The sequence below is a fragment of the Falsiroseomonas oryziterrae genome, assembly GCF_021864505.1.
In the GTDB taxonomy this organism is placed as follows: Bacteria; Pseudomonadota; Alphaproteobacteria; order Acetobacterales; family Acetobacteraceae; genus Falsiroseomonas; species Falsiroseomonas oryziterrae.
Genome location: NZ_JAKJIB010000537.1, coordinates 1 through 1,647 on the forward strand (window position 1 = coordinate 1; position 1,647 = coordinate 1,647).

General features: G+C 74.7%; 2 protein-coding genes. Both read right to left on the bottom strand.

The annotated features are described in order from the left end of the window. Positions 1-263: hypothetical protein (locus tag L2I40_RS22890; RefSeq protein ID WP_237217665.1), on the bottom strand; the 263-nt coding region annotated here is incomplete at its 3' end. Continuing rightward, positions 264-1,647: M81 family metallopeptidase (locus L2I40_RS22895; RefSeq protein WP_237217666.1), on the bottom strand; the 1,384-nt coding region annotated here is incomplete at its 5' end. It lies immediately after the preceding gene.

Consider the following 1,647-nt stretch of genomic DNA (forward strand, 5'->3'; position numbering starts at 1 on the left):
AAGTGCCGGCGCACCCGCCCCGCCTCCTCGCCGCGCGGATAGGGATCGCGCGTCAGCCCGCCGAGCCCGAGCAGCGCCGGCCCCGCCATGGCGGCGAACAGCGCCTCCCCCGGCCCGTCGAAGCGCATGGCGCCGGCCTCCCAATCCTCGCGCAGGACCTCGAGCAGTCGCACGCCGTCGGCCGTCGCATCGGCGGCAAGGTCGGGGAAACCGCCGGGCAGCGCCACGATGCGCCGCACGGCGAGCGGATGCGCCAGGCGCATTCAGCCGGTGCGCCGGTTGTCGCCCGGCCGCAGCCGCAGCCCCGGCCGCAGGTGCCGGAAGGGCAGCGTCGCGGGGTCCGCCACCACCGGCCCCGGCGCCGCCGCGACCAGCACCGCGCGCGCGATCGGCTGGAAGTCGGCGCGGAAATGCACCGAGGATTTCAGCGCGAGGATGCGCTGCTGCGACGGCTCAACGCCGAGATGCCGGAACAGCGCCTGGTCATAGGCCTGCATCTTGCGCGAGGTGACGACCACCGCGACGCCGCCGATGCCGATCAGCGCGGAGGGGCCGAGTTCGGCGACGTTCCCGCCCGCCATCGGCCCGGTGCAGGTGAAGCGTCCGTCCGACAGGCGCAGCACCCGCGCATCCACATGCAGCGCCACACCGTCAGACTTGCCGCCGAGCGCCAGCGTCACCCGCGCCCCCTCGCCCGCCGCATGGCAGCGCGCCGCGCTCTCGGCGTCGTTGATCAGGCCGAAGGCAACACCCTCCGCCCGCTGCGCGATCAGCTCCGCCAGCAGCCCGGTCGTGTCGCCATGCCCGCCGCCGCCGGGATTGTCCTGGGTGTCGGCGATCACCACCGGGCCCTGGCCGTCCGCGAGCCGCATCGCGGTCGCCACCGCCTCCGCCGCCGGCAGCACCGCCTGGGCGAAGTCCTGCTCGCGCAGCTTCAACTCGCGCAGCAGGGCCTCGGCCGCCGCATCCGCCGCCTCCTGCGTCACGCCATAGGCGACGAGCGCGCAGCCGCAATCGGCGAAGTCGGCATAGGGAAAGCCGAAGCAGAGCGAGAGCTCCGCAGCACCCATCTTCGCCGCGATCGCCTGCCGCGCCGCCATCACCTCCGCCATCGGCGCGACCAGCGTGCACTGGCTGGTGATCGGGATCAGGTAGTCGAGCTGCCGGAACGCCTTGGCGAAGGGCTTGCCGCGCGCCGCACGCGCCAGCAGCAGCGCCATGGCGCGCGCCCCGGCCTCCTTCATGTCGACATGCGGATAGGTGCGGAAGGGCGAGAGCACATCCGCATGGCGCACCATCGCCGCCGTCAGGTTGCAATGCGGGTCGAGGCTCGCCGCGATCGGCACGTCGGGGCCGAGGATGGCGCGCGCGCGGCGCAGCAGCTCGCCCTCGGCATCCGGGAAGTGCTCGGCGACCATCGCGCCATGCAGGTCGAGATAGAGCCCGTCGAGCGGCCCGGCATCCTGCGCTGCCTGCAGCTCCGCCATCAGCCGCGACGCCAGGCGCTCGAAGGCCTCGGCGCTGACCGGCCCGGCCGGGTTGGCGAAGCCCCACCAGAGCGGCGCGATCGCGGCCCCCGCCTCCTCCGCCGCGCGGATCGCGCCGGCCGCCGGCACCGCGGTGTCGCGCAGCGCCGCGACCAGCGTG